Raw genomic sequence first — 18868 nt, 5'->3', positions numbered from 1 at the left:
CCGGAGTTTGCAAACCCCGGACTCGGGTTTGCAAACTCTTGACGGGTCATTCCCACCAACGGTCCACTTCCGCGATCTCGTCATCGGTCCAGCCGAAATGATGCGCGATTTCATGCACGACGATATGCGTCACCAGCTCCTGCAGCGTGACGGATTTCCGGTCGCGCCATTCGGCAAGGATCGGTTCGGCGTAAAGCCAGACCTGATCGGGAAAGGGTGACGGATCGCCTGCGGATTTCTCGGTGAGGGGGATGCCGTCATAGAGCCCGGTCAATTCCAGCGGGTCGTCGATCTCCAGCTCGTCCAGAATGTCCTGCGGTGGCCAGTCGGTGACCTGCAGCAGAACGTCCCTGCACAGATCGCGAAACGGCAAAGGCAGCCCGTTCAGGGCTGCCTCGGCATAGCGTGTGATGTCGTCGATGTCATCTTGCGCGGTCATGCGCGTATCAGCACCGCGCTGGGCGACCGCGTCAAGCCAGGATCAGAGCAGAAGCTGGTAGCTGTGCGGCACGTAGTGGAAGCCATCGCCGCGGGTCTCGACATAGCCCACACCCGGGAAGGGCATGTGGTAGCCGATGAACGGCACGGCATCGGTGGCCAGCATCCCCAGCACGTTCCGGCGTGATGCAGCGGCAGCGGCCTTGTCCATGTCGAAGCGGACTTCCCAATCGGGATGCGCCAGCGACCAGACATAGTGGTTGGTCAGGTCCGCGAGGATCAGAAGCTGCTGGTCGTTGCTGTCGAGCATGTAGGTCATGTGACCCGGTGTGTGCCCGAACGCCGCCATGGCCGTGATGCCCGAGGTCACGCTGTCGCCATCGCCAAGGAATGACATCTTCTCGGCCAGCGGTTTCACGTTGTTGGCAAAGCCTTCATTGTCGGTGCCGGACCAGTGGTCGAATTCCGCCTGACCCGTGATGTAGGCGGCGTTGGAGAAGGTCTCGGCGCCATCGGTCATTAAGCCGCCGATATGGTCGCCATGCATGTGGGTCAGAACCACATGGGTCACGGCGTCGGCGGAATAGCCCGCCATCTCGACCGCCTGCGCGGTGGCGGCCCCGTTGAGGCCGGTATCGAAGAGGATCAGTTCGGACCCGGTGTTTACCAGTGTCGGCGTGAAGAAGAACTGCGCCTTGTCAACCGGGATGCGTGCCTCGGCGGAGGCGGCGGCGAATTCCTCGGCGCTCACGTTCATGCCGAAGATGGTCTGCGGTTCTTCGACCGTGCGGCTGCCGACGAGCATGGTTGTGACTTCGAAATCACCGACGCCATAGCGGTTCACGCGCGGGATTTGCGGGCCCTGCATGTGACCAGCGGCGCTCGCCTTGCTGATGCCAAGACCGGCCGCCATCGGAAGGGCGGCTGCCCCGGCAAGCAGGCTGCGGCGTGACATGGAATATTCAGACATAATGATCGCTCCCCTGATTGGAATGAAGAAGAGTTTAGCGGCAAATTTGACCAAAGCTTGTGCATTCACGCCTTCGTGACTGTGCAATGGTGCAGAGCATTGGTGCGGGGCTTTCTGGACAAAAGCATCCCTTTGTGAGACAGCGCGGGCAACAGGAGACACAGTCCATGACAACCACCCGTTTCGCGCCGTCGCCCACCGGTTACATCCATGTCGGCAACCTGCGCACCGCCTTGTTCAACCACCTGATCGCCCGCAAGTCGGGCGGCACGTTCATTCTGCGGATCGACGACACCGATCCGGAGCGGTCGAAGGAAGAATATGTCGATGCGCTGAAGTACGATCTGGAGTGGCTGGGCCTGACATGGGACCGTGTGGAGCGGCAGTCGGAGCGGTTGGATCGGTATCACGACGCGGCTGACACGCTGCGCGAGATGGGACGGTTCTACGAGGCGTTCGAAACGCCGACCGAGCTGGACCTGAAGCGCAAGAAGCAGCTCAACATGGGCAAGCCGCCGGTCTATGATCGCGCGGCTCTGGCGCTGTCGGACGAGGACAAGGAAAAGCTGCGCGCCGAGCGGGGCGATGGCGTCTGGCGGTTCAAGCTGGATCAGGAGCGCATCGAGTGGACCGATGGTATTCTTGGCGACATCTCGATCGATGCTGCCAGCGTCAGTGATCCGGTGCTGATCCGGGCGGACAAGCAGATCCTCTATACGCTGGCCTCTGTGGTGGATGACACCGAAATGGGTGTGACCCATGTGGTGCGCGGGTCGGACCACGTGACGAACACCGCGACGCAGATCCAGATCATCCGTGCGCTGGGCGGGACTGTGCCGTCCTTTGCCCACCATTCGCTGCTGACCGGCCCGCAGGGCGAGTCTCTGTCCAAGCGTCTTGGCACGCTGGCGCTGCGTGATCTGCGCGAACAGGGCGTGGAGCCCGAGGCGCTGCTCAGCCTGATGGCGCGGCTCGGGTCGTCGCAGCCGGTGGAATTGCGGATGTCGCTGGAAGAGATCGCGGAAGGTTTCGATCTGAGCCAGTTCGGCGCGGCCCCGACCAAGTTCGATCACGAAGACCTGTTTCCGCTGACTGCGCGCAAGCTGCACGCTTTGGACGTGACCGCTGTCAAAGCCGATCTGGATGCGCTGGGTGTGCCTGCGGACAAGGCCGAGGCGTTCTGGACTGTGGCGCGCGAGAACATCACCACGCGGCGCGACATCGCCAAATGGTGGGACTTGTGTGCAAACGGTGCCGATCCGCTTGTTGCGGACGAGGATGCCGCGTTCATTGCCGAAGCGATGGCGCTTCTGCCCGAAGGCCCGCTGGGTCCGGATGCGTGGGGGAACTGGACCAACGCGGTCAAGGAGGCGACGGGGCGCAAGGGCAAGGGTCTGTTCATGCCGCTGCGAAAGGCGCTGACCGGGCAGGAGCGGGGGCCGGAAATGGCGGACCTGCTGCCGCTGTTGCAGACCATCCCGGCCCGCAAACTGGCGAAAGGCTAGGTTTCCTTCGCCTTCTGATGCAGTGCCTTGACCGCGTCGGGATCGTCGATCCGGCGGTCAATGATGCCAAGCGCCGACTCGCGGGTCTGCTGTGCGGATTTGGCCAGTTCCGGCCAATCGCTCTTGCTCAGGCGGTTGGCCGCTTTCAGCATCTGAGCCATCACGTCGAACCGGTCTCCGCCATCCTGCATCAGGCTGGCATAGCCGTCATGCAACAGGTCATCTGCCGAAACAGTGCCCAGGATCACGCGCTCGAAATCAGGGTCGCGCGTGCGCTCCGTATCGCTCATCCCCTGCCCGAATTGCCAAAGGATGCGTTCGATCCGGTGGATCACGTCGATCGCGGTGCCGGGATCGTTCACGCCGGGTGACAGGGCGCGGCTAGCCACCTCGGCAAGGATCACAAGGCCGAAGCGCGCGTCCTGTTCGACGGTGCGCTCATCTCCCAAGGTGAAGTTCTCGAGAAGCGCGTCCAGATCGCTTGCACCCTCGACATAGGCGAGCGGCGTATCCTTGAGCACCCAACTGCCGGGCGGGGTATAGACCCAGAGCGTGGCGTCCTGTTCTTCGAGCTGGGTGTTCAGTTCGGCAAGGCTGATGAACTGAACATAGCCCGACCGTGGCGAGCGCAGCGCCTCGGACCCGTCCGGAGCGCGGGGTGCATCGCTGGCGGCGCGCGCGCCCAGATTGGGCGTCTTTACAAGCTGTTTGAGCGGTTGCGTCGCCGCGTTTTCGACCAGCGTCAGCGTGTGGTGCAGGCTGCCGAGCTGGCTGAGATGGGCGATCCAGCGCAGGATCGCGACGACGATCATTAGGATGCAGATCATCGTCATGCCGAACACGATCACCGCCGCCGAGTCGCCGTAGAACCCGGCACGGAACAGCACGATTGAGGCGAGTGAAAACAGGAAGGCCCCGACAAAGACGGACATCACGTTGAGCGTGGTCATGTCCTGCATCAGCAGACGGTAAACCCTTGGGGTGGCCTGTCCCGCGGCGGACCGGAAGGCCTGAACCATGATCCCCAGTGAAAAGGTGGTCACCGCAAGCATGGACGACGCGAGGATGTTCAGGATCGGCAGCACCGCGTCCCGCGAGAAACGGTCGACCAGCGACTCCGGCAGAGACTGGTCGAGCAGCGGCGCGATCAGAGCCACCAGCAGCGCCGCGCTGCCGAAGGCGGAAATCCTGATGCCGGGACGCCGCCAGAGTCGCTTGAGCCAGAGCCAAAGTCGTTCCCGCATCAGGCAAACACCTTGGCGCGCATCGTCAGCAACATGTCATCGACAAAGCCTTTTTCGGCCGGCGTAAGCACTTGTGCGCGCGGATAGACCGGATCGTCGCGGTCATTGCGCACCGGTGTGTCCCAGCCGTCCGTTGTGGCGCAGAACCGCTCGGCCCCAGACTCGCCAAACTCGCGCAGATAGCCCTGAAGGACGGCATCGACATAGCTGAGCAGGATCGGATGATCCTTGTCCGGCGGGGCGGCGTCGTCCGGTGGAATCGCGTAGATGGATATATCCCGGACATCCTGCGCCGGATGGGTGACGGACTCGGTCACGGCGATCCGGGAATAGGAAAACTCGCGCGCATCCAGCGCCACCCAATCGTCATTGGGCACCGGCGCGATCACACCGTCGATCAACGCCCCCGGTTCGGCAATCACCGACAGGAACGCGGCAGGCCGGTTCGGCGCGCGCCGCCAGACCCGCCGCCAGCCGGTGATCTGCGAGGCGTGGATCGGTGTGAAACTGTGCGTGTTGCGGTTGACCAGCGATCCGTAGCCGAAAAAATGGGGGTGCTTCACAGGGGTATCTGCTCAAGAAGGGTTGATGTATATCAAAGACAACTTTGCACGAACCGGTAGGTTTGGCCAACCGACCTGAAAGGATGACTGCCTTGCGTGTCACCAAACGAACCAACATCGCGATGCGTGTCCTCATGTTCTGTGCGGCGAATACCGGGCGGCTCGTGACCAAATCGGAAATCGCGGACCGCTGCAACGCATCGGAAAACCACCTTGCTCAGGTGATCAACCAACTGGCGCAGCTGGGGTTCCTGCACACGCAGCGCGGCCGGAATGGCGGGTTGGAACTTGGACGCCCTGCCGACCAGATCCGGATCGGGGACGTGTTTCGCGTGCTGGAGGCCCCCGTGCCCCTGGCAGAGTGTTTTGCCGATGTCGACAACACCTGCCCCCTGACCGAAGCCTGTCTTCTGCGCACGGCGCTGACGGATGCCGTTGAGGCGTTCTACCAGTCGCTGGATCCGATCACGCTGGATGCGCTGGTCTGCACCAATGCCGATCTGCTGGACATTCTGAACCCGGAGCGCGCCTGCGCGGCCCGGGAGGCCGCGCTTGCAGTTTGACACTTGAGGCCGTTCGGAAAACGGTCTACCACAGCATACATCCACGATGGGAGAACCGGTTCGACCGGTGCCGAAGGAGCAACCGCCCCCGGAAACTCTCAGGCCGAAGGACCGTCGCGGACATAGACTCTGGAGAGATTTCGGGCCTGACCCGGAACGCCGAAGGGATAACGATCTCAGGCGAAAGGACAGAGGGGGCATAGGACATCCGCGCAAAGGCGCGGTGTGGAATATGCCGGTTGCCGCTTACTCTTGCATCCGGTCACAGACAGAGGGATGCCGCGTGAGCGACTTGAAACGCACACCGCTATACGATCTGCATGTCGGCCTTGGCGCCAAGATGGTGCCCTTCGCGGGCTACGAGATGCCGGTGCAATACAGCCTTGGCGTGATGAAAGAGCACCTGCACTGCCGCGCGGCGGCGGGGCTGTTCGATGTCAGCCATATGGGGCAGGTCATCCTGCGGTCCGAAGACCCGGAGGTGGCCAAAGCCGCGTTGGAGCGGCTGATCCCGCAGGATGTGCTGGGTCTGGGCGAAGACCGCCAGCGCTATGGGTTCTTCACCAATGACGCAGGCGGGATCGAAGACGATCTGATGTTCGCCAATCGCGGCGATCACCTGTTTGTTGTGGTCAACGCTGCCTGCAAGGACGCCGATGTCGCCCGGATGCGCGCGGCATTGGAACCGGATGTGACGGTCAAGCTGTTGGAAAACCGGGCGCTGCTGGCATTGCAGGGGCCCAAGGCGGAAGCAGTGCTGGCCGAGCATCACCCGATGGTGGCGGACATGCGGTTCATGGACGTGGCGACCGTGCCGATCGCCGGTGCGGAATGCTGGGTCTCTCGGTCCGGCTACACCGGCGAGGACGGATATGAGATATCCGTCCCCGTGGCCGCCGCCACGGGTGTGGCGCAGGCGTTGCTGGCGCACGAGGATGTGGAGGCCATCGGGCTTGGCGCCCGGGATTCGCTGCGGCTCGAGGCGGGGCTGTGCCTTTATGGTCATGACATCGACGCGACCACATCGCCAGTCGAAGGCGGGTTGACCTGGGGCATCCAGAAGGTCCGACGCGCCGGGGGCGACCGCGAAGGCGGATTCCCCGGAGCCGCGCGTATCCTGTCCGAGATCACGGGCGGCGCGGCGCGCCAACGCGTTGGCCTTCTGCCTGAAGGCCGCGCGCCGATGCGCGAAGGCACGCTGCTGTTCGCCAGCGCCGAGTCTGCGGCTCCCGTCGGAGCCGTGACGTCTGGTGGATTTGGCCCCACCGTCGGCGCCCCGGTCGCGATGGGGTATGTCGAGACCGCCCACGCTGGCGAGCAGACCACACTTTTTGGCGAGGTTCGCGGCAAGCGGCTTCCTGTTTCTGTTGCCAAACTGCCCTTCGTGGCGTCAGGCTTCAAACGATAATCACTCCAAGAGGGACCTTATGAAATTCACTGAAGAACATGAGTGGCTGCGCGTCGAGGGCGACGAAGTGGTCGTGGGGATCACCGCACATGCGGCCGAGCAGTTGGGCGATGTGGTGTTCATCGAACTGCCGGAAGAGGGGCAGACCGTCAGCAAGGATGACGAGATCGTGGTGATCGAGTCGGTCAAGGCGGCGTCGGACATCCTCGCGCCGCTCGATGGCGAGATCACCGAAGTGAACGAGGTGCTGGTCGATGAGCCAGGCAAGGTCAACGAAGACCCCGAGGGTGAGGCTTGGTTCTTCAAGATGAAGATCGAAGACATGTCGGCTCTGGACGACATGATGGATGAAGCCGCGTACAAGAAATACATCGGCTGATCCGGCGGGGCAGGCCACACTTGGTCTGCCCGACCCTTGCCCGACGGCGTGCCCGGTGGCCCCGTCGCGTGGCGTATTTTTGAAGAGAAGAAGCAGGGGACGGCGCGCCGTTCCCAACCGCAAGGAGACCGACATGGGTTATGATGCCATCGACTATCTGCCGTATGATTTCGCCAACCGGCGCCATATCGGTCCGTCGCCTGCCGAAATGGCCGAGATGCTGGCCACGGTCGGTGTGTCCAAGCTTGACGATCTGATCGCGCAGACCGTGCCGGAGAGCATCCGTCAAGCCGCGCCTTTGGATTTCGGCAAGGCGCTGTCCGAACGGGAACTGCTTTACCACATGCGGGAAACCGCGTCGCAGAACGAGGTTCTGACCTCGCTTATCGGGATGGGGTATCACGGCACGGTCACGCCGCCCGCGATCCAGCGCAACATCTTCGAGAACCCGGCATGGTACACCGCCTACACGCCCTATCAGCCAGAGATCAGCCAAGGGCGGCTTGAGGCATTGCTGAACTACCAGACCATGGTCAGCGACCTGACCGGGCTGGAGATCGCCAACGCGTCGCTGCTCGATGAAGCGACGGCCTGTGCCGAGGCGATGACGATGGCGCAGCGGGTGGCGAAATCGAAGGCCAAGGCGTTCTTTGTGGATGAGAACTGCCATCCGCAGAACATTTCGGTCATGAAAACCCGTGCCGAGCCGTTGGGGATCGAGATCATTGTCGGCGATGTTGCCGGGATGGACCCCGAGGCGGTGTTTGGCGCGATCTTCCAGTATCCGGGCACCTATGGCCATCTGCGCGATTTCACCGATGACATCGCGCGGCTGCATGAGGCCAAGGCGATTGCGATCATGTCTGCCGATCCGATGGCGCTGTGCCTGTTGAAAGAGCCGGGTGCAATGGGGGCGGACATTGCTGTGGGATCGACCCAGCGTTTCGGGATGCCGCTGGGTTATGGTGGCCCGCATGCCGCCTATATGGCGACCAAGGACGACTACAAGCGCGCGATGCCGGGGCGGATCGTGGGGATCTCCATCGACAGCCACGGAAACAAGGCCTACCGCCTCGCGCTGCAGACGCGCGAGCAGCACATCCGTCGGGAAAAGGCGACGTCGAATGTCTGCACGGCGCAGGCGCTTCTGGCGGTGATGGCGGGCTTCTATGCGGTCTTCCACGGGCCGAAAGGGCTGCGCGCGATTGCGCAGCGCATTCATCGCAAGACGGTGCGACTGGCCAAGGGGCTGGAAGCGGCAGGCTTCAAGGTGGAGCCCAAGGCGTTCTTCGACACGATCACTGTCGATGTGGGGCTTTTGCAGCGCGGCGTGTTGCAGGCGGCGGTGCGCGAAGGGCTGAACCTGCGGGCGGTGGGCAAGACCAAGGTGGGCATCACGCTGGACGAGAAGTCGCGCCCGGCCACCATCGAAGCCGTGTGGCGGGCCTTTGGGCTGGTCAAGTCGGACGATGACCTCACTCCGGAATACCGTCTGCCGGATGCGTTGATCCGTACGTCCGAGTATCTACAGCACGACGTGTTCCACATGAACCGGGCAGAGACCGAGATGATGCGCTACATGCGCCGTCTGGCGGATCGGGACCTTGCGCTGGACCGTGCGATGATCCCGCTTGGCTCGTGCACGATGAAGCTGAACTCGGCTGCGGAAATGATGCCGGTGAGCTGGCGCGAATTTGCGGACATTCACCCCTATGTGCCCGACGATCAGGTGCGCGGCTATCACACTCTGATCGGCGACCTGAACGCGAAGCTGTGCACGATCACGGGGTATGACGCGATCTCGATGCAGCCCAATTCCGGCGCGCAGGGCGAATATGCGGGGCTTCTGGCGATTGCGGGCTATCACCGGGCCAATGGGCAGGGGCATCGCAATATCTGCCTGATCCCGGTCAACGCGCATGGCACCAATCCGGCCTCGGCGCAGATGGTGGGCTGGAAAGTGGTGCCGGTGAAGTGCGACGACAACGGCTCCATCGACCTTGAGGATTTCCGCGCCAAGGCCGAGCAGCATTCCGAGAACCTTGCCGGGACGATGATCACCTACCCGTCGACCCACGGTGTGTTCGAAGGCACAGTCAAGGATGTCTGCGCGATCACGCATCAGCATGGCGGGCAGGTCTATATCGACGGGGCCAATATGAACGCGATGGTGGGTCTGTCGCGGCCCGGCGATCTGGGCGGCGATGTGAGCCACCTCAACCTGCACAAGACCTTCTGCATCCCGCATGGCGGCGGCGGGCCGGGCATGGGGCCGATTGGCGTCAAGGCGCATCTGATCCCGCATCTGCCGGGGCATCCGGTCTCGGGCGAGGGCGCGGTCAGTGCGGCTCCGTTCGGGTCGCCGTCACTGCTGCCGATCTCCTGGGCCTATTGTCTGATGATGGGAGGCGAGGGGCTGACACAGGCGACACGCGTGGCGATCCTGAACGCGAACTACATCGCGACGCGACTCGAAGGGGCGTTCGACGTGCTCTATCGCGGCGAAAAAGGGCGTGTGGCGCATGAGTGCATCCTCGACGTGCGGCCGTTCGAGAAATCGGCCGGTGTCACGGTCGAGGACATCGCGAAGCGTTTGATCGACGCCGGGTTCCACGCGCCGACGATGAGCTGGCCGGTGGCGGGTACGCTGATGGTCGAACCGACGGAGTCGGAGACCAAGGCAGAGCTGGACCGGTTCTGCGATGCGATGCTGGCGATCCGCGAGGAAATCCGCGCCATCGAGGAGGGCAAGATCGACCGCGAGGTCAATCCGCTCAAGCTTGCGCCACACACAATGGAGGACCTCGTGCGGGACTGGGATCGGCCCTACACCCGCGAACAGGGCTGTTTTCCGCCGGGCGCCTTCCGGGTGGATAAATATTGGCCGCCGGTCAACCGGGTCGACAATGCCTATGGCGACCGCCATCTGGTCTGCACCTGCCCGCCGATGGAGGATTACGCCGAAGCGGCGGAATGAACGCCATTGTTCTCACCAAAGGATGCAGGGCCGGGCGTCATGCCCGGCCTTTGCGCATCCGGGCGACCCAGCGAAAAAACTGCGTCGGGCGTTGCAACCTGTCCTGCCGCGCTACGTTTCCCGAACATGAGACATCTATTGCGAGAACTCAGGCACTGGTGGCGGGGACGTGGCAATAAAACCCACGCCGATGAACAGACGGCGATCCCGGTTGTGACCGTTGCGGCCTATCGCGGCGATCTGGCGCTCAAGCATGACCGGGCGCAGCACCGCCGGTATACGGCGCATTTCGAGGATTTGCAGAATTGACCCAACCGATCCTGATCATGGGCGCGACCTCGGGCATCGGGCGTTGCGCTCTGGATGAAGCGGTGCGCCGAGGGCTCTCTGTGCGCGCCATGGCCCGCAGCGCCGACAGCCTGACTGCCACCGAGTTTGTCGAGCCGTTCAAGGGGGATGCCACCGCGCCCGAAGATGTGGCACGCGCCCTGGAAGGGACGCGGGCCGTGATCTATGCGCTGGGTATCACCGAGCGACTGGCCATGCTCTGGGAAGAGGAAACGCTGTTTTCAGAAACCACGCGCGTTTTGATCGACGCCATGAGCGCGGCAGGTGTGTCACGCCTTGTGGTCGTGACGGGTTTTGGCGCGGGGCGGAGCAAGACGGCGATGAGTTGGGTCGAAAAGACCGGTCATCGCGCGATTCTGGGCAAGCCTTACGCCGACAAGGACCGACAGGAGGCCCTGATTGAGGCCTCATCGCTGGAGTGGACGATTGTTCGGCCGGTGATCCTGACCAAGGGGGCACGGTCCGAAGATTACCGCGTGCTTCGGGACCCCGAAACGTGGCGCAACGGGCTCATCTCGCGGGCCAGCGTGGCGCATTATCTCTTGGACGCGGTCGAAGAGGGCCGAGACATTTGCGCCGATGTGGTACTGTCGCGGTAGTTGGTCAGTCCTGCGCCGGCTCGTCCAGCAGGAACGACATCGCATCGCGCACCCGGCCCCATGTGGCGGCGTCTGACGCGCAAAGCAGGTAACCGTCGCGCATCTGTGCGCGGTACTCGGACCCATCCAGACAGGCGACATGACCACCGGCGCGCTGAACGATCAGGGCCCCTGCGGCGTGATCCCACGGGGTAAGGTTCGAGCACAGCACGAAGTCCACATGCCCCAACGCGACCATGCGGAACTCATGCGCCGCACAGCGCAGCATGTAGAGGCGCTGAAAGCGGGTCATCAGCCCGATCAGATCGGCCCGTTTGGCGTCCGGCACGTTGTAGACCGACGCAAAGCCGCTCAGGTTCTCCACCGGACCGCCCTTTGACACCGACACTGTCCGTGCCGGGCGGCGCGGCGCGATCACCTGAGCCGGGCCGGTTTCGTCGGCGATCAGGACTTCATCGGTGATGGGGTCATAGATCAGGCCGAAAACGGGCACGCCGAAGCGCGTCATCGACAGGATCACGCCGAAGGTGGCCAGACCATGCGCAAAGTTCCAGGTGCCATCCACCGGGTCGATGGTGAAGCCCATCTCGGCCTCGGCCAGCGCCGCAACCTTTTCGTCGGTCACCGTTTCCTCGCCAACGATATGCGCGTTCGGGAACATCGCAAGCAAGCCCCGCACGATCATCTTTTCAGCCTCGCGGTCCGCTGCCGTCACCACATCCATCGGACCGGATTTCTGGTCGATGTCACCGGTGCCCAGCGTGCGAAAGCGCGGCAGGATCTCAGCTCGGGCGGTACGGCGGACGAGGTTGATGATCTGGGTGCGCTGCGCCGGGGTGAGCGGTGCCGGGATCGTCATAGGAAGGCTGTCGGACATGGGGCGACTCGATTTCTTGCGGTGCGTTGTTGGGGGCATGCCAAGGGATTGGCCGGGGGGCAAGGTGGTATATTGCCGTTCATTGGGCCTTTCGGCCCAAGTCACGCCGATTACTCTCGGGCCCGCAGCACCTGGGCCGGGCGGGCGGCCAGTGGTCGCCATGCGAAGATCAGGCCTGCAAGGAGCGTTGCCAGAATTCCGCCGACCACAACGCCGAAGGCAGAGGGCCAGACCACGGCAAAGCTGCTGTCCATGATGAAGGTCGTCACCGCCCAACTGCCGAGGATCCCTGCGCCCAAGGCCACAAGTCCGGCCCCGCCTCCAAGCAAAGCAGACCGCAGGGCAAAGCTCTGCAGAATGCGGGCGCGGCTTGCGCCCAGCGTCTTGAGCACTGCCGCCTCGTAGGTCCGCGCGCTTTCACCTGCGGCTGCCGCGCCGATCAGGACGAGGAAGCCGGTGAGCAGGGTGGCCGCAGCGCCCCAGCGGACGGCAGCCCCGATGCCTTCGAGCAGCACACTCACCCGGTCGATGGCGTCACGGACGCTGATGGCGGTGATGTTCGGAAAGGCAGTGGCCAACTCTCGCAGGATGCGGGCCTCGTCTTCTGCCGGAGCGTAGACGGTGGAAATGAACGTGTGCGGCGCGCCGCGCAGGGCATTGGGGGTGAGGGTCATGACGAATCCCATCCCGGCGGTCGAGAAATCCACGTCGCGGAAGCTGGTGATTGTCGCGGTGATGTCCCGGCCCAATACGTTGACGGTCAGCGTGTCGCCCAGCGAGAGGCCCATTTCCTCGGCCTCTTCGATGGCAAAGCTGACTTCGGCCGGGCCGTCATGGTCGGGTGCCCACCATTCGCCTGCCACGACGCGGGTATTGGCGTCGGGTTGCACGGCATAGGTGATGCCCCGATCCCCGGTGACGACCCAGTGATCGCCCGCCACCTCGCGCGCGGGGCGACCGTTGATCTGGGTCAGCACGCCGCGCAGCATGGGGGCTGTGTCGATGCGCGCGACGACGGGGTCATTTTCCAGCATCTGGGTATATTGGTCGATCTGGTCGGGCTGGATGTCGACAAAGAAATAGGCGGGGGCGACCTCGGGCAGGTCGCGGTCAATGGCGGTGCGCAGGTTGCCGTCGATCTGACCGACAGCGGCCAGCACCGACAGGCCAAGGCCCAGCGACAGCACGACAGGGGCCGCCGCGTCACGCGGGCCGCCGATGGAGGCCAGAGCCCATCGCCAGACCGGGTGCCCGCGCACCGCGCGGGTCGAGCGTTTGGCGATCCAGCGGATGGCGATGGCGGCCAGCACCAGTACGATCAGCGCGCCGATCAGGCCACCCGCCGTCCAGAGTGTCAGGAACGGGCTGCCGGAAAACAGCGATGCGACCCCGACGAGCAGGCCCAAAAGCACCAGCGTTGCGATCACATAGCGCCACGCGGGCAGCGCCTTGCCGCCGTCCAGCGCATCGCGGAACAGCATCGCGGGGCGGATGTCTTCGGTTCGGGCGAGCGGCCAGAGGGTGAACACAAGCGCGGTCAGGATGCCGTAAAGCGCGGCCTCGATCAGGGGGGCGGGGTGAATGGTGAAGATCGCAGGCACCGGAAGCGAGGCGCTGATCAGTGGGCCGAAGAGGATGGGTACGAGAGCGCCCAAGACCAGACCGATACAGATGCCAAGCAGGCTGAGTGCGCCGATCTGAAGGAAATAGGTCTGAAAGATCGTCGCGCGGGTGGCACCAAGCGTGCGCAGCGTGGCAATCACGCTGGTCTTGCGGGCAAGGTAGGCGCGCACGGCGGCAGAGACGCCGATGCCGCCCACGGCGAGGCCCGACAGACCGACAAGAATCAGGAACGCGCCCAGTCGTTCGACGAACCGCGCCACACCCGGCGCGCCGTTGCGGGAGTCGCGCCAGCGCAATCCACTGCTGGGAAAGGCGGCCCCGGTGGCAGTTTCCAGCGCGTCGAGATCGCTGCCCTCGGGCAGAAGCAGGCGGTATTCGGTTTCATAGAGAGTTCCCGGTTGCAACAGCCCGGCATCGCGCAGCGCCTCGGTCGTGACCATCGTCCGAGGACCAAGCGAAAAGCCCGAGGCGGAGCTGTCGGGTTCGGTCACAAGGATCGCCGATAGGGTGAAATCCTGTGTGCCAAGACGGAAACTGTCGCCCGGTTCAAGGCCCAGCCGATCCGCCAGCAAGGGCGCCATGACCGCGCCGGGTTGCGTGCCATTCCCGGCCAAGGCATCGGCCAAAGGCATCGCCGGGTCCAGCACAACCGCGCCTGTGAGCGGATAGGCGGCATCCACAGACTTGACCTGCGTGAGCGCGCGTTCCGCGACGCCATCGGGGTCCTTGACGACCATCGACCGGAAATCGGTGATTTCGGAAATGCCGGTCGAGATGCTTTCGAGGTAAGCGCGTTCTTCGGGTTCGGCAAAGCGGTAGGTGAATTCCACCGAGGCATCGCCGCCCAGCAGGATCGACCCCTGCGCCTCCAGCCCGGACTGGATGGCCGAGCGTACCGAGCCGACGCCTGCGATTGCCGCCACGCCAAGTGCGAGACAGGCCAGGAAGATGCGAAATCCCTTGAGGCCGCCGCGCAATTCCCGGCGGGCGAAACGGGCAGCGGTGCCAAGCGCCATTACTCAGCCGCCTTCAACTGGTTGTCCGCGATATGGCCATCGGTCAGCCGGATCACGCGGTCGCATTTTGCAGCCAGTTCACGGCTGTGCGTGACCAGAACCAGCGTAGCGCCGTGACGGTCACGCAGACCGAAGAGCAGGTCGATGATCGCCTGCCCGTTCACGCCATCAAGGTTGCCGGTGGGTTCGTCGGCCAGCAGGATCTCCGGCCGCGTGACCGATGCACGGGCCAGTGCGACGCGCTGCTGTTCGCCCCCTGACATCTGCGCCGGATAGTGATCGGCGCGATGGGCCAGGCCCACAGCCTCAAGCTCGGCCTCGGCGCGGGCGTAGGCATCCTTGGCGCCAGAAAGCTCGAGCGGGGTGGCGACGTTTTCCAATGCCGTCATTGTCGGGATCAGGTGGAAGGACTGGAACACCACACCCATGTGATCCCGGCGGAATCGGGCCATCTTGTCCTCGTCCATCGCGGTTAGGTCTTGCCCGAGCGCAACGACGCTGCCCGATGTGGCATTCTCAAGCCCGCCCATCACCATCAAGAGCGAAGACTTGCCCGATCCCGACGGACCGATCAGGCCCAAGGTCTCGCCCTTGTGAACGGAAAGGCTGATCCCATGTAGGATCTCGACCATTCCGGCATTGCCCCTGAGGCTGAGCGTGACATCTTTGAGATCGAGAACGGGCTGGGTCATCGGGTAAGGAGCTTTGCTATGTTTCACTCTTTCACATATGGGGCGACCTGGGTGCTGAGCAAGGTGCGCGTGGGCGTTGTGTGTCTGTGCACAGTGACGGCGGCGCAGGCGGACCCCGTCGAAATCCTTGCTCTGGGGGACAGCTTGACCGCTGGCTATGGTCTGATGGATCACGAGGGCTTTGTGCCCCAAATGCGGGAATGGCTTGACGCGCAAGGGCTTGAGGTGCGCCTCGTGAATGCCGGTGTGTCCGGTGATACGACCGCTGGTGGCCTGTCACGGATCGAATGGTCCCTGACCCCGGCGACGGAAGGGCTGATCGTGGCGCTCGGAGGCAATGATCTTTTGCGGGGGATCGACCCGGCTGTGTCTCGGGCGAACCTCGAAGGCATCCTCAGGATCGCCAAGGAAAAGGAACTGGACGTTCTCGTCGTCGGTATGGAAGCGCCGGGAAATTACGGCCCCGAGTACAAGGCGGAATTCGACGCGATGTATCCCGAACTGGCCGATGCGTATGACGCACTTTATTTTCCGAGATTTTTCGAAGGGCTCTACAGCGTTGGTGAAACACCCGCGGAGCTGCGCAGCGTGATGCAGATGGACGGGATCCATCCCAATGCCGAGGGTGTCGATCTGATCGTGGAGGCGATGGGCCCCGCAGTGGCCAAGCTTGTGGAGCGCGCGTCTGCGGAATGATCAGGAACGGGGCTGCTGTCCGTCTTGATGGCGCAGACCAGTCAGGGACGGGCGGCCACAGAGCCGCCCGCTTGGGGCGTGAAAGTCGTCCTGTGCGCTGACTGGCGCGCGTCAGGACGGCGGCCGGACCTGACGTCCGGCCATAGGCGCGGTCAGGCGAGCGAGATGTTCACCGCTGCTTCGCGACCATCGCGACCTGCTTCAAGATCGTAGGTCACTTTCTGATTGTCCGCGAGGCCGGTCAGTCCGGACCGTTCCACTGCGGAGATGTGCACAAAAACATCCTTGCCGCCGCTTTCCGGCGCGATGAAGCCGTAGCCTTTTGTCGTGTTGAACCATTTGACGGTGCCAGTGGCCATCCGTTCTACTCCTGTCTGTCATGTCTTCCGCCGGGCAAGTCGGCACGACGGGCGCGGTCAGTCACATTCGCTTAACTGAGCCGGGTCGGAGCAGTGGTCGAAAATGGTAACTTTGCATCGCAAGTTTTCGGGTGATTCCGAATAGGACGCAAGAAAAAAGCCGAACTGTCTCTTTCCTGTGAATGCGGGTTGCCTTGGGCCGTGGATGCACCATCTTTAGTCGGTCTTAGACTTCAGGGAGAGTGATCATGTCAGGCATGGACGTACGCGTTGCCGCGAAAGCCGAACAACAAATGCTGGACAAGCGCTATGCCGAGGCTCGCGCGGAAATCGAGCGTAACCGTCTGATCGAAAACGGACAATCCGGTGCCTTGATGTTCGCCGCGATGGCTTACGGTGATGCGCTCGAGGAAAATTCGCTGTTCAAGACGGCGTCCCACGCGGCCAAGCTGTTTTGCATTGCGGCCCTGTTCATCATCCCGAACCTGCTTGTGATCCACGTCCTGCTGTAACACGCGGTCGCGATCGGCGGGTTTTCGCGCGGCGGTCGGTCAGAGTTAGAAATTCAGTGCGCTTCGGTCGTCGGTCGAAGCGCAGCTGCCATGATGACGATGGCAGAAAAAACGAGACTGGTGGCAAGAAACACCAGCATCGCAGTAGACGCCAACGCGCCGGCGACAAGCGCCAGGGCTGCTGCGATCCAGCCCAGAATGCTTCCTGCGATCAGAGTTACTGCTGCCATTGTGATCACCTGTCGTCGTCAGCTTGCGCGTCATTCCCTAACAACCGGTGAATGGTCGGGAAAAACGCACGATTTATGGCAGCAGAGGGGCAAACCGGAGGCGGGTGCAGAAACCGCCTCCGATCGAAGGGTTCAGGTCAGAGGACAGTCACGACGGTGCCGATCGGCACGCGATCATACAGGTCCTCGACATGTTCGTTCAGCATGCGGATGCAACCGTTCGACACGGACTGGCCGATGGACCGCGGCGCAGTCGTCCCGTGAATCCGGAAGAACGTGTCCCGACCGTTCTGGAACAGATAGAGCGCGCGCGCGCCAAGCGGATTGCCCGGCCCGCCCGGCTGGACGTAATCGTTGTCGACGAACTTGGCATAGGTCTTGGGCTCGCGCTCGATCATCTCGTCGGTCGGACGCCAGGTCGGCCATTCCTTCTTGACCGCGATCTCGGCGGTGCCGGTGAATTCAAGCCCGGCACGACCGACGCCCACGCCATATCGGCGCGCGACACCCGGCTGGGTCACGTGGTAGAGGAAATGCGCGCGCGGCAGGATCAGGATCTGGCCGGGACCCACATCGCTTTTGATACGCACGTTCTGCGGGCGATAGATCGGGTCGATCTGAAAACCTTGGGAGGTTGCAATGCTCGGGGCGGCCAGTCCTGCAGCGGTGGCAGCCAGGAAATGACGTCTGGAAAACATGGGCAGCACGGTTCCTTGTTGTTCTGAATGCGCAAATTCGACATCCCGGATCGGATGTTGCCAGCGCAATGGGCGAAAACAAGCGTCATTGCACGGATCCTGCGCATCGCTCCTGGGGAATTGCGGCATAAAGGACACGAAACTTCGCGTCAGCGCGCGTCTGAGGCGGCAAGCAAGCCGGGGGCGGACATGAAAACGCCGCCCGAAGCCCTGAGCTTCGGACGGCGCCGCGTCGAGATTCGCTTTGGCTTATGCGAGGGCGAGATTGATCGCGCTTTCGCGGCCGTCACGGCCGGCTTCGATGTCGAAGCTTACCTTCTGGTCGTCACGCAGACCGGTGAGGCCCGAACGCTCGACAGCAGAGATGTGGACGAAAACGTCTTTGGAACCGCCATCGGGAGCGATGAAGCCGTAGCCTTTGGTGGTGTTGAACCATTTCACTGTGCCAGTGGCCATGTGAAGTATCCTTGTGTTGTCCGTTGCCCGCAGTATGCGGCAACCCGGCAAAGTCACGTCTGGATCGAGAGCTGCGTGCCGGTGTCGGAAAACAGAAGGTCGAGTAGAAGATCGTTAGCACCGCTCCTATGACAGGTTGACGCAGTTCAGACAAGGGGAATCTCTTTGGAGAGCAGGGCTCGGCAAGGACTTGCCCATAGGTCACTTTGATCATATGTCGATGTCCGCATGTTTTGGAGCACGTCCCATGTCCGGCAAGAAAATAACCTGTCTCGACTGCGGTCAGATCAATCGCGTGCCGGAGGATCGTCTGGATGCAGGCCCCAAATGCGGCACCTGCGGCGCGGCGCTGATGCCCGGCAAGGCGGTCGAGATCGACTGGACCACGCTCCAGAAAGCGGCGCGCAATGACGAGGTGCCTCTCGTGGTCGATTTCTGGGCGCCGTGGTGCGGGCCGTGCAAGATGATGGGACCGGAGTTTTCCAAGGCCGCCGGCACCCTGCGCGCCCGCGCGCGACTGGTCAAGCTCAACACCGAGGACTTCCCGCAATCCGGCCAGACCTACGGCATCCGCGGCATTCCGACGATGATCCGCTTCGTCGGCGGCCGCGAAAGCGCGCGGCAGTCAGGCGCGATGCGGTCTGATCAGATTGTTGGATGGGTGGGCTGAGGAGCCTCCACACCAACGTACATTCCGTGATCCAGTTGCGGGGCG

The 18868-nt window shown here is 63.1% G+C and carries 21 protein-coding genes and 2 riboswitches; of the genes, 10 read left to right on the top strand and 11 right to left on the bottom strand.

From position 1 onward, the window contains the following. Positions 1-46: 46 nt before the first annotated feature. Positions 47-439, bottom strand: a complete 393-nt coding sequence (locus MRY75_RS18310; protein WP_292309446.1) for a metallopeptidase family protein — start codon at positions 437-439, stop codon at positions 47-49. A 42-nt stretch (positions 440-481) separates the two neighbouring features. Beyond that, a complete protein-coding gene (locus MRY75_RS18305) occupies positions 482-1408 on the bottom strand; it encodes an MBL fold metallo-hydrolase (RefSeq protein WP_292309445.1) in 927 nt (308 codons plus the stop codon). 167 nt (positions 1409-1575) lie between these two features. On the opposite strand from MRY75_RS18305, the gene gltX reads away from it, so the two are divergent. Beyond that, positions 1576-2913, top strand: coding sequence for a glutamate--tRNA ligase (gene gltX, locus MRY75_RS18300; protein WP_292309444.1), 1338 nt, complete (start codon positions 1576-1578; stop codon positions 2911-2913). Here the strand turns inward: gltX and MRY75_RS18295 are convergent. Next, a complete protein-coding gene (locus MRY75_RS18295) occupies positions 2910-4157 on the bottom strand; it encodes a DUF2254 domain-containing protein (protein WP_292309443.1) in 1248 nt (415 codons plus the stop codon). The two genes, gltX and MRY75_RS18295, sit on opposite strands and share 4 nt — an antisense overlap. After that, a complete protein-coding gene (locus MRY75_RS18290; RefSeq protein ID WP_292309442.1) occupies positions 4157-4720 on the bottom strand; it encodes a gamma-glutamylcyclotransferase family protein in 564 nt (187 codons plus the stop codon). The genes MRY75_RS18295 and MRY75_RS18290 overlap by 1 nt, the downstream gene beginning before the upstream one ends. 92 nt (positions 4721-4812) lie before the next feature. Between MRY75_RS18290 and MRY75_RS18285 the strand changes: the two genes are divergently transcribed. The 6 genes from MRY75_RS18285 (at position 4813) to MRY75_RS18260 (ending at position 10994) form a co-directional block, all read left to right on the top strand. Beyond that, positions 4813-5283 carry an Rrf2 family transcriptional regulator gene (locus MRY75_RS18285; protein WP_292309492.1) on the top strand — a complete coding sequence of 157 codons (471 nt, stop codon included), beginning with the start codon at positions 4813-4815 and terminating at the stop codon, positions 5281-5283. Between the two features lie 37 nt (positions 5284-5320). Then, positions 5321-5407: riboswitch (glycine riboswitch) on the top strand. Positions 5408-5410: 3 nt separating this feature from the next. Next, positions 5411-5477: riboswitch (glycine riboswitch) on the top strand. Between the two features lie 89 nt (positions 5478-5566). Then, a complete protein-coding gene (gene gcvT, locus MRY75_RS18280; RefSeq protein WP_292309441.1) occupies positions 5567-6691 on the top strand; it encodes a glycine cleavage system aminomethyltransferase GcvT in 1125 nt (374 codons plus the stop codon). A 19-nt stretch (positions 6692-6710) separates the two neighbouring features. Next, the gene (gene gcvH / locus MRY75_RS18275) at positions 6711-7070 is read left to right on the top strand and encodes a glycine cleavage system protein GcvH (protein WP_292309440.1); all 360 of its coding nucleotides are present in this window, start codon (positions 6711-6713) and stop codon (positions 7068-7070) included. 133 nt (positions 7071-7203) lie between these two features. After that, positions 7204-10047 carry an aminomethyl-transferring glycine dehydrogenase gene (gene gcvP, locus MRY75_RS18270; RefSeq protein WP_292309439.1) on the top strand — a complete coding sequence of 948 codons (2844 nt, stop codon included), beginning with the start codon at positions 7204-7206 and terminating at the stop codon, positions 10045-10047. Positions 10048-10173: 126 nt separating this feature from the next. Further along, the gene (locus MRY75_RS18265) at positions 10174-10356 is read left to right on the top strand and encodes a hypothetical protein (RefSeq protein ID WP_292309438.1); all 183 of its coding nucleotides are present in this window, start codon (positions 10174-10176) and stop codon (positions 10354-10356) included. Next, a complete protein-coding gene (locus MRY75_RS18260; protein WP_292309437.1) occupies positions 10353-10994 on the top strand; it encodes an NAD(P)-dependent oxidoreductase in 642 nt (213 codons plus the stop codon). Before MRY75_RS18265 ends, MRY75_RS18260 begins: the two co-directional genes overlap by 4 nt. Before the next feature lie 4 nt (positions 10995-10998). On the opposite strand, the gene MRY75_RS18255 is transcribed toward MRY75_RS18260, so the two are convergent. The 3 genes from MRY75_RS18255 to MRY75_RS18245 all read right to left on the bottom strand — a co-directional run bounded on the left by MRY75_RS18255 (position 10999) and on the right by MRY75_RS18245 (position 15202). Then, positions 10999-11871: an inositol monophosphatase gene (locus MRY75_RS18255; protein WP_292309436.1), complete on the bottom strand. Its 873-nt coding sequence runs from the start codon at positions 11869-11871 to the stop codon at positions 10999-11001. 110 nt (positions 11872-11981) lie between these two features. After that, complete coding sequence (locus tag MRY75_RS18250) at positions 11982-14510, bottom strand: FtsX-like permease family protein (protein ID WP_292309435.1); 2529 nt, start codon at positions 14508-14510, stop codon at positions 11982-11984. Beyond that, positions 14510-15202: an ABC transporter ATP-binding protein gene (locus MRY75_RS18245; protein WP_292309434.1), complete on the bottom strand. Its 693-nt coding sequence runs from the start codon at positions 15200-15202 to the stop codon at positions 14510-14512. Before MRY75_RS18245 ends, MRY75_RS18250 begins: the two co-directional genes overlap by 1 nt. Before the next feature lie 18 nt (positions 15203-15220). On the opposite strand from MRY75_RS18245, the gene MRY75_RS18240 reads away from it, so the two are divergent. Next, positions 15221-15898 carry an arylesterase gene (locus MRY75_RS18240; RefSeq protein WP_292309433.1) on the top strand — a complete coding sequence of 226 codons (678 nt, stop codon included), beginning with the start codon at positions 15221-15223 and terminating at the stop codon, positions 15896-15898. Between the two features lie 152 nt (positions 15899-16050). On the opposite strand, the gene MRY75_RS18235 is transcribed toward MRY75_RS18240, so the two are convergent. Next, the gene (locus MRY75_RS18235; protein WP_292309432.1) at positions 16051-16257 is read right to left on the bottom strand and encodes a cold-shock protein; all 207 of its coding nucleotides are present in this window, start codon (positions 16255-16257) and stop codon (positions 16051-16053) included. A 248-nt stretch (positions 16258-16505) separates the two neighbouring features. Between MRY75_RS18235 and MRY75_RS18230 the strand changes: the two genes are divergently transcribed. Continuing rightward, entirely contained in the window at positions 16506-16769 is a 264-nt protein-coding gene (locus MRY75_RS18230) for a hypothetical protein (RefSeq protein WP_292309431.1), read from the top strand. Positions 16770-16822: 53 nt separating this feature from the next. Here the strand turns inward: MRY75_RS18230 and MRY75_RS18225 are convergent, their stop codons facing one another. From MRY75_RS18225 to MRY75_RS18215, 3 genes are all read right to left on the bottom strand, one after another. After that, entirely contained in the window at positions 16823-16999 is a 177-nt protein-coding gene (locus MRY75_RS18225) for a hypothetical protein (protein WP_292309430.1), read from the bottom strand. A gap of 137 nt (positions 17000-17136) precedes the next feature. Next, the gene (locus tag MRY75_RS18220; protein ID WP_292309429.1) at positions 17137-17697 is read right to left on the bottom strand and encodes a L,D-transpeptidase; all 561 of its coding nucleotides are present in this window, start codon (positions 17695-17697) and stop codon (positions 17137-17139) included. Between the two features lie 249 nt (positions 17698-17946). Then, complete coding sequence (locus tag MRY75_RS18215; protein WP_292309428.1) at positions 17947-18153, bottom strand: cold-shock protein; 207 nt, start codon at positions 18151-18153, stop codon at positions 17947-17949. A gap of 247 nt (positions 18154-18400) precedes the next feature. On the opposite strand from MRY75_RS18215, the gene MRY75_RS18210 reads away from it, so the two are divergent. Continuing rightward, on the top strand, positions 18401-18823 hold the full coding sequence (locus MRY75_RS18210; RefSeq protein ID WP_292309427.1) for a thioredoxin domain-containing protein: 423 nt from the start codon (positions 18401-18403) through the stop codon (positions 18821-18823). The last annotated feature ends 45 nt before the right edge of the window (positions 18824-18868 follow it).

The sequence above is a fragment of the Marivita sp. genome (assembly GCF_022763305.1).
In the GTDB taxonomy this organism is placed as follows: domain Bacteria; phylum Pseudomonadota; class Alphaproteobacteria; order Rhodobacterales; family Rhodobacteraceae; genus Marivita.
Note: the sequence above shows the minus strand (reverse complement) of the source record. Positions and strands in the feature narration are given on the sequence as shown.

Bases quoted from the DNA above. Each gene is read 5' to 3' on its own strand.
- MRY75_RS18225 (WP_292309430.1), bottom strand. From the start codon at position 16,999: ATGGCAGCAGTAACTCTGATCGCAGGAAGCATTCTGGGCTGGATCGCA.
- gcvP (WP_292309439.1), top strand. From the start codon at position 7,204: ATGGGTTATGATGCCATCGACTATCTGCCGTATGATTTCGCCAACCGG.
- gltX (WP_292309444.1), top strand. From the start codon at position 1,576: ATGACAACCACCCGTTTCGCGCCGTCGCCCACCGGTTACATCCATGTC.
- MRY75_RS18310 (WP_292309446.1), bottom strand. From the start codon at position 439: ATGACCGCGCAAGATGACATCGACGACATCACACGCTATGCCGAGGCA.
- MRY75_RS18295 (WP_292309443.1), bottom strand. From the start codon at position 4,157: ATGCGGGAACGACTTTGGCTCTGGCTCAAGCGACTCTGGCGGCGTCCC.
- MRY75_RS18235 (WP_292309432.1), bottom strand. From the start codon at position 16,257: ATGGCCACTGGCACCGTCAAATGGTTCAACACGACAAAAGGCTACGGC.
- MRY75_RS18220 (WP_292309429.1), bottom strand. From the start codon at position 17,697: ATGTTTTCCAGACGTCATTTCCTGGCTGCCACCGCTGCAGGACTGGCC.
- MRY75_RS18210 (WP_292309427.1), top strand. From the start codon at position 18,401: ATGTCCGGCAAGAAAATAACCTGTCTCGACTGCGGTCAGATCAATCGC.
- MRY75_RS18215 (WP_292309428.1), bottom strand. From the start codon at position 18,153: ATGGCCACTGGCACAGTGAAATGGTTCAACACCACCAAAGGCTACGGC.
- MRY75_RS18245 (WP_292309434.1), bottom strand. From the start codon at position 15,202: ATGACCCAGCCCGTTCTCGATCTCAAAGATGTCACGCTCAGCCTCAGG.
- gcvH (WP_292309440.1), top strand. From the start codon at position 6,711: ATGAAATTCACTGAAGAACATGAGTGGCTGCGCGTCGAGGGCGACGAA.
- MRY75_RS18230 (WP_292309431.1), top strand. From the start codon at position 16,506: ATGTCAGGCATGGACGTACGCGTTGCCGCGAAAGCCGAACAACAAATG.
- MRY75_RS18255 (WP_292309436.1), bottom strand. From the start codon at position 11,871: ATGTCCGACAGCCTTCCTATGACGATCCCGGCACCGCTCACCCCGGCG.
- MRY75_RS18240 (WP_292309433.1), top strand. From the start codon at position 15,221: ATGTTTCACTCTTTCACATATGGGGCGACCTGGGTGCTGAGCAAGGTG.
- MRY75_RS18265 (WP_292309438.1), top strand. From the start codon at position 10,174: ATGAGACATCTATTGCGAGAACTCAGGCACTGGTGGCGGGGACGTGGC.
- MRY75_RS18250 (WP_292309435.1), bottom strand. From the start codon at position 14,510: ATGGCGCTTGGCACCGCTGCCCGTTTCGCCCGCCGGGAATTGCGCGGC.
- MRY75_RS18305 (WP_292309445.1), bottom strand. From the start codon at position 1,408: ATGTCTGAATATTCCATGTCACGCCGCAGCCTGCTTGCCGGGGCAGCC.